Below are 7509 nucleotides of genomic sequence, written 5' to 3'. Positions count from 1 at the left end.
GCAGCGCCATGCCGCCTGCGGCAGGTACTGCAAGGGCAGGCGACCAGATGCTGAGCAGCAGAACCGTAGCCAAAGCGATCTTCAGGAAGCCCACAATTTTCATCATGACCGGCGGCAGACCGTAGGCGGCAAACTCTTCTTCCATGCTTTTAGCATTTCCGCCGCGATAGGGCGTCGCCTTGTTAAATCGCAGCAGCCACACATTGTAGATCCCCGCCGCGATAATGATTTTTGCGGCAATCGAAATAATTAAAGTGATTTCCATGATTTTTTGTGTTTTGTGTGAAGGATGAAGAATTTCGAGACCGCTATTTAACGAGCGTCATACGGCGGGTGAGGGTCTGAGAGCCGGCGGTGAGGCGGTACAGGTAAATACCGCTGGCCAGCGCACCGGCATCAAAGGAAATCAAGTGCATACCGGCCGGATGCGTTCCATCGGCCAAAACAGCAACCCGCTGACCGGTAAGGCTGAACACCTCAAGGCGGACTTCCGCCGCCTGCGGCAGTTCAAACTGAATGCTCGTGGTAGGGTTGAACGGATTCGGATAATTCTGCGAGAGGGAAATCCCGACCGGACGCTCGGCCTGCGGCGGCGTGCTGAGCGGGGCCGGTTGGAAGATCATCACCGAATCTGCTTCCGCCCGCAGCTCAAGGCTGAAATGGTTCGGATAGGCATCCACAAATATCAGTTCGCCGCTGCTGAACAGGTGCACTTCAAAAATATCAAGATCAGAAGCTGTGGGAGAGCTGAGGCTGAGCGTTACCGGCACCGGCGTGCCTTCGGCATCGAGCGGCGCGCGAAGGCTGATGTGCGCGGTGTCGGCTTCAGCGAGCCAGCGGCTGCCGGCAAGGCGGGCGTCGAGTACCGGAGCTTCGGCGGGAGCGGCAGGCGGCAGCAGCCAGCTTGCCGGGTGCAGGGCGGCATCAGCCTCTCCCAAAACGCCCTCAAAATACAGGGGCAGGGCCGCGATGTCTTCTCCGGCTGTGAAGCGGATTTCCGTGAAAGAAAGGGACAAATCACTGTGAAGGGCTCCGTCCCGACCGCCATCTCCGGCGGGGTTCAGCGTTACGGGGCCGGCTTCGTTTGCGTAGATCCAGTAGCCGCGGCCCGGCAGAATTTCCGTATCGCGGAGCAGGGTGATGCCGTGCCGGAACAGGGTGCCCGGCACCAGCTGTGGGGCAATTTCAGCCGGTTCGCTGAAGTCAACCGCATCCAGCGGACCCGAAATCAGGTTCCAGCCTTCCTGCATCTGAAGGGTCACTTCACTGAGGAAGCTTCCTCCGAGCAGGGCGCTCACCGGCTCCGACAGCTCCATCCAGAAGCCCTGACCAGGTGCCGGATTTTCGGTCGGGGCAAAGGTTTCATCATCACCCGAAAAAACCAAAGGCGGCTGCACGGCAGCCGTGCCGAAGATTTCACTAAAAGAAAAGCCGGGCACGCTCAGGTCAGCGGGCAGGCCGGCAAGGTGCCATCCTTCAGAAAAGCTGAAGCTGAGCAGCTCGGTATCAAGTTCGAAGCTGCGTGCGCCGGGCTCGCCGATAAGGGGCCAGGTTTCGGAGCGGCCGCTTTCGTCGGCGGCGGAAAAGTAGTAGTGCACCGTTTGCGCGGAACCGGCAGAAAGCTGCCCGACCCAGCTGTGGCCTTCGGCATGCGTGAGCGCGCGCTGCTGCCAGGGTCCGTCGTCGAGGCGGTAGTGCAGCTGCAGGGCTTCCTCAATCAGGGCGGCGCCGCTGTAGGGGATGAGGTCAATTTCGAGCTCAAAAACCGGCTGCCAGGGCTGCGTGCCCGTTAGCGGCAAATGCCGCATGTAGAGCATGCCGCGGTCGGGGATTTCCTTCACCCGGCAGTGCAGGGCATCGGAGGAATTCCAGCCGGTATTGCCGCCTTCGTTGGGATTGAGAAAGCCAAGAACTTCGTAGCCGGGCATGGCGGCTTCGTAGGCCTCGATGGCGGCCTGATCGTGCACGGTGCCCATGAGCGGCACATATACGCGCTCGTTGAGGATAATCGAATTGGTGTAGGGATGCGGCTGAAAGTTCCAGGGAGCATTCGGGCTAAGGTCCGGCGTGTCAATCCGATAAACCTGATAGGGAGTGCCCCAGCTGCTGATGGCATTGGCGAAATAATCGGCCACCATCTCGTGATCGGCATAATAGGGCGTGCCTTCCGGAACGCGGGCAATCAGGATTTTATCCACATCCAGAAACTTGGACCAGGTGTCGATGTGCGCAATGGCGGATTGCTGCGGATCGATGGTGACGTGATAGGTTTCGGTATTCAGGTAATCGAACATGTTTTGCAGCACCAGCTCTTCATTAAAGCTGTTTTCTTCCCAGATGAGGTCGGTGGAGGCCGAGGTATTCCAGCCGTCGGTCATGTAGTTGCCGCCGGTGTGCACAATCGGCATGCCGTAATGCGGGATGCCCAGCTGCGAGGCAAGTGCGAGGGGCACCTGATCATCGAGGGGGCGCGGCCGGTTGTAGATAAAATCCACAATGCTGACCTGATGGTTTTCGTCGGCGATGTAAAAGGGGCCGTAGTCGCGGGTCCAGACCGAGTTGGTCGGGGCAGTGAGGAAGGCGATGTTGGCCATATTGGCCCCGGCATTCTGATAAGCCGCGGTGGCCTGATTCCGCTGCGTATTGTTGGCTACGATGGTGGTAACCGTAACATGCTCGCTCATGGCAACGACCAGGCTCACGGGAATCCATAGCGGCCAGCGCACGAGTGCACCTTCGTTGCGCTCAAATTCGGCGATGTTGCGTACGGTGCCGGAGGGCGGGGCCGTCGGGGTGAAATGCAGCCCGATTTCATGAAGGCGGGTGAGCTCTTCTTCGGTAAGTTCTTTTGGGAGGGAGGTCTCTTCGAAACTTTGGGCCTGAGCCGGCTGAAATCCGCCGGAAACGAGCATCATAAAACAAAGGAATAAAAGCGCGGTCGCTCCGGGAAAGGCGACGAGTGAAAACGGTCGATTTAACAGCATGAGTTCGATTATGCGGTGGATTAACAAATTTACAGCAGTCAATATAAGGGAATGCCTCTTCAATTAAAGTCCGTACTTAGATTTGCCTTTTTCAGGGCACGGAATTCTTCCGAAAATCAGCTATCATTCCGGCTAACCTACCCTATTCATCATTTCTGCAAAACACGTTTTTTGAACCGAAGCCTGCTCACCGAAGTCTCCCTGATTGCCGTAGCCCTGATCTGGGCGCTCAATTTTTCTGTGGTGAAGTTTTCCCTGCTGGAAATCGACCCCATGAGCTTCAACGCCTTCCGCTTTTCGCTGGCGACGCTTTTCATGTACTTTGTACTGCTGCGCAGCGGACAAAAGCTGGTGGTTCACAAAGGCGACTGGCCTAAAATTATCGGGCTGGGTCTTCTGGGTAACCTGGTGTATCAGTCGCTGTTTATCGTGGGCATTAACTTCACTTTTGCCGCCAACGCCGCCGTAATGCTGGGCACCATCCCCGTGTGGATTGCGCTTGTGGGCCGCATCTTTTTTGGTCAGCAGCTGAGCTGGTTCACCATCTCCGGAGTAGCGGCGGCCTTTCTGGGAATTTTCCTCATTATGGAAGGCAGCGAAACCGGCATCACCCTCAGCTCCGAAAACATCGTGGGGGATATCGTGATTCTGGTTGCTGCCTTTGTTTTCGGCCTCTACACGCTCTTCACCAAACAAATGCTGGGCCGGTACACGCCGATTCAGTTCACCATGCTGATGATGCTCACCGGCGGGGTTGCGCTGATCATTGCGGGGCTTCCGTGGATTGTGCGGCTCGACTTTGGCGCAGTTAGCGCCGCGGCCTGGGGCGGAACGCTGTATAGCGGCCTGCTTTCCATCGGGATGGCGTATATTATCTGGAATTACGGCGTGAGCCGGGTCGGGCCTGTACGCACAGCGACCTTCCAGAACCTCGTGCCTGTACTCGGGCTGGTGTTCGGCGTTGTGCTGCTCAAGGAGCCGCTGCTGCTGTGGCAGTATGTCGGGGCAGCCTTTATCATTGCAGGAATCGTGCTGGCGCGTACCAAACCCAAACCAAAGCTTCGTACCGCCTGAGAAACCCGAAATGTTCAGTAAATCACACCTATGGTGTCCATCCGCCTGATTTTCACAACCCTCCTTTTTGGGGCTGCAGCCGTACTTTTTGGGGGATGCGGCCCTTCCCAGACAGACCGGACTTCCGGTGAAGAAGAAGCATCAACTCCGTTTTCAGCCCGGGAAATCGGATTTTTTGATGATCCGGCCCAGCCCACGCCGGCATCCGGCCGCTTTATCCGCTATCAGGTAAACTCCGGTTTTGTGGATACGCGCATGGTTGATATCTGGCTGCCGCGCACCTACAACGGCGAAACCCCGCACCGGGTGCTGTACATGCACGACGGGCAGATGCTCTTCGACGGGGACCTCACCTGGAACAGTCAGGAGTGGCAGGTTGATGAGGTTGGCGGCAGACTGATCGCTGAAGGCCGGCTGCAGCCCTTTATCGTGGTGGGGGTCTGGAACAACGGCGATTTCCGCCATGCCGAATATTTCCCGGAGGCTGCGATTGCGCACCTGCCCGGTTCCGTGCGCGAAGACCTGCGCCGGCGGCACCTGGGCGACCCGCGCGCCGACAGCTACCTCCGGTTTCTCACGCAGGAGCTTCTGCCCTTCATCAACGAGACCTTCACCGTTGAGACCGGCCGGGAACACACCTTCGTTGCCGGCTCAAGTATGGGCGGCCTCATTTCGATGTACGCACTGATGGAGCATCCTGAGATTTTCGGTGGAGCCGCAGCGCTTTCCACGCACTGGGTCGGACTTTTCGAGCAGAATGACGTTTTTCCGGAAGCCTTCCGCCGCTACATAGCCGACCGCCTGCCGCGGCTCACCGATCATGCCCTGTATTTTGATTACGGCACGGCAAGGCTGGATTCGCTCTACATTCCGCATCAGGCCGCGGTTGATGCCCTGCTGAGCGCTCAGGCACCCGAAGGCCTTCGCCACCTCACGCTCCGCTTCGAGGGCGCGGAACACAACGAGCGGGCATGGGCCGCCCGCCTGCATGAGCCGCTGCTGTTTCTGATGGGGGATGAATAGCGACCGGCCTACGGACAGCTTTCCCCGCCCATCAGCATGCCTTCTACGGTGTAGCCGGTACCACGCAGGCGGCGGGTTTCTGTGTACGGCTTCAGCTCGAACTTAAACACGCTGCCATAATACGGCATACCGGCCAGCGGATAAATGGTGAGATCACCCGAGCGGAGCTCCAGTGCTTCTGATAAGCGCGGCTGCCTGCGGTCAGGACCCGGCTGCCCCCGCGGTGTACGTGTTGGCTGCATAATCCCTTTCATGAGGTAGCCGTATACCGCAAAATCGCTGGTTTCAAGTTTTGCAAGGCCGTCATAATCCACCCGCAGGGTAATTTGCGCATTACCATGTTCAAACCGTCCGCGCATTTCAAGATGATGGATACCGTGCGTGTTCACCATCCACCGGTAAATTTCACCGGTTACGCACTCCGAAATAGGTACAGGCGGCATGCGGTCACTGCCGGGCAGGGTGCCTTGTAAATAGGCCACAAAACCGCAGCGGTCCAGCTCGGTCATGGCAATTTCGAACTCATTCAGACAAGAGAAGCGCTCATCTTCTTCCAGCTCACTAATCGTGATGCTGTGCCGTCTTGGCGGGGAGTCGGGCATTGCACGAAGGCCGGTCGTTGAGGTGCTTTCAACGGTAAGGGTAAAGGGGAAGTCATCCGAATCAGTGGAAAGCTCAATCGTAGCTTCATGGTTGTCTGTACCGCCTTGCCAGAGGGTATGCTTCGAGTTGCTCACCGACCAGCTTACCTGCTCGTTATTGGCATTCCGAACCTCTGCGATGTACACAAGGGTAGTGCCGGGTTTTTCCTGTCTGCTTCGCGCTATTGCACCGCTCAGCGTAGTTATGCGTACTTCAATGGCCTTTGTGTTTACCGGGATAAACTGCCGCGGCACCCCGCCCTGACAGCCGGAAGCGCCGGGGTTCATCAGTTCGGCAGCTACACACACGTAGGGAGAAGCTTCACCGGTTTCGCGGACTTCGAAATTCTGATGGTCAATTTTTTCCAGCAGGTGCTCACGGCCTGAAACCCCGGTATAAGAAATTGTCCATGGCTCTTCCGTAATATCGACCGGTCCGAAAAGGCAGGCCGGGAACTTTAGGCTTTCGAGGTTTAAACTCTCAACAATCTTACCAATACCAATGCCTGCCCCCTCCTGCTCCAGTGCACTGAGCCAGGGCATTCGCCCCTGAACATTTCTGTACGCCCGTTCAACCACCCTACCGCCACCGACTGACCATGCAAACTCTGCGGCAGCCTGCGTAGCATCAAACTCAGAGCTGATGGCACTAACTTCTGCCAGCTCCCAGTTCACATCCATCTCCTCATCATCCTCTTTAAATTCATAGGGACCTCCGTGCTCAAGGGTGAAACTGCCCAATTCCACCGGCATAACAGACTGCATCATCTGATTCGAAAGATTTGCAGCCGCCATGGCCAGGCCTGCAACATTCGAAGCAGTTACGGCTGCCAGGCGTGACGCTGCAGCACCTTTCGGGCCAGCCATTGCCCCAACAGCGAACAGACTTACCTGAAGGTCAGCCACGTAGTCTCCTGCCTGCTGAATTTGATCTGCCATCCGCGCTGCATTTTGCTGCGCCATAAAGTAATTCTGGAGCATAGGTGCCGTGGGTTTGTAAAACGGGTCATTACACGACTGCACCATGGGCCTGTCCTGCGGGAGCACTTCTGAATACGGGGACCGTATCGCCGCAAGGGACATAATGTAAGTACCGGCAGCCGAGCCGGCATCAGCTATCAGCAGAACAGCCGGATCAGGCTCTATCATCAAGCTACCAGTTTCACCATCATCCGGGCCCTCCAGGTTTTCCCTGTACGGTATATTTTCCGGATCAAACCCGAAGCGATAAAAGGAAACGCCAGAAAGTGCGGGACGATTAGCATAAATCGCTTCGATCGTCTCCCATTCTTCAGAAGTAAGCCTGCCTTCGAAGTACTCTCCGGAGAGAACCACTTCGAGCCCCGGCCATTCCTCAAAGCCGTACAGCAAACGCGAGCTCCAGATTGCCGGACGCTCCGCGAAAGGGACCTCTTCAAAATCGGTTTGTGCAAGCTCAGGGGAAAGCGGTCTTGTGACCTCACCTATGGCCTGCATGTTTTGCCGGAAGCCGCTCAGGTAATCCCCAAAATAACCCGGTGCAGGCGGCAGGGCCAGAATCTGAAACGGGAAATCGCCGCAGCTGTGCAGTCCCGCTTCTTCCACATCGTCCAGAAAGCGAAGATGCACGGCCAGCGGCTCAAGCGAGAATTCCGGATTCACGGGCGCGTACATTACGTACCGGCCATCGCCTTCGCGGGCTGCGAGCACGCGCCCGGCTTCTTCGTCATCAATCATAATCTGCAGGATGAGCTCCGGACCGGCGACCTCCGGAATCCCGGTGATTTCAAGCTGTGTGAACGGTACTG

At 57.2% G+C, this 7509-nt stretch carries 5 protein-coding genes; 2 read left to right on the top strand and 3 right to left on the bottom strand.

Annotation, left to right across the window (positions count from 1 at the left end):
- Both LAT75_RS14535 and LAT75_RS14530 read right to left on the bottom strand, forming a co-directional pair.
- Window positions 1-265: DoxX family protein (locus tag LAT75_RS14535; RefSeq protein ID WP_291483406.1), on the bottom strand; the 265-nt coding region annotated here is incomplete at its 3' end.
- A gap of 43 nt (window positions 266-308) precedes the next feature.
- Complete coding sequence (locus tag LAT75_RS14530) at window positions 309-2915, bottom strand: agmatine deiminase family protein (protein ID WP_291483405.1); 2607 nt, start codon at window positions 2913-2915, stop codon at window positions 309-311.
- 240 nt (window positions 2916-3155) lie between these two features.
- Between LAT75_RS14530 and LAT75_RS14525 the strand changes: the two genes are divergently transcribed.
- Window positions 3156-4058: a DMT family transporter gene (locus LAT75_RS14525; RefSeq protein ID WP_291483404.1), complete on the top strand. Its 903-nt coding sequence runs from the start codon at window positions 3156-3158 to the stop codon at window positions 4056-4058.
- A gap of 30 nt (window positions 4059-4088) precedes the next feature.
- Window positions 4089-5081, top strand: coding sequence for an alpha/beta hydrolase-fold protein (locus LAT75_RS14520; RefSeq protein WP_291483403.1), 993 nt, complete (start codon window positions 4089-4091; stop codon window positions 5079-5081).
- Between the two features lie 8 nt (window positions 5082-5089).
- Here the strand turns inward: LAT75_RS14520 and LAT75_RS14515 are convergent.
- Window positions 5090-7509, bottom strand: a 2420-nt coding sequence (locus LAT75_RS14515; protein ID WP_291483402.1) for a hypothetical protein, incomplete at its 5' end; no start/stop codon positions are given.

The organism is Cyclonatronum sp., assembly GCF_022565315.1.
Classification (GTDB): domain Bacteria; phylum Bacteroidota; class Rhodothermia; order Balneolales; family Cyclonatronaceae; genus Cyclonatronum.
This window is presented reverse-complemented; position numbering and strand designations above follow the sequence as displayed.

Bases quoted from the DNA above. Each gene is read 5' to 3' on its own strand.
- LAT75_RS14530 (WP_291483405.1), bottom strand. From the start codon at position 2,915: ATGATGCTCGTTTCCGGCGGATTTCAGCCGGCTCAGGCCCAAAGTTTC.
- LAT75_RS14520 (WP_291483403.1), top strand. From the start codon at position 4,089: ATGGTGTCCATCCGCCTGATTTTCACAACCCTCCTTTTTGGGGCTGCA.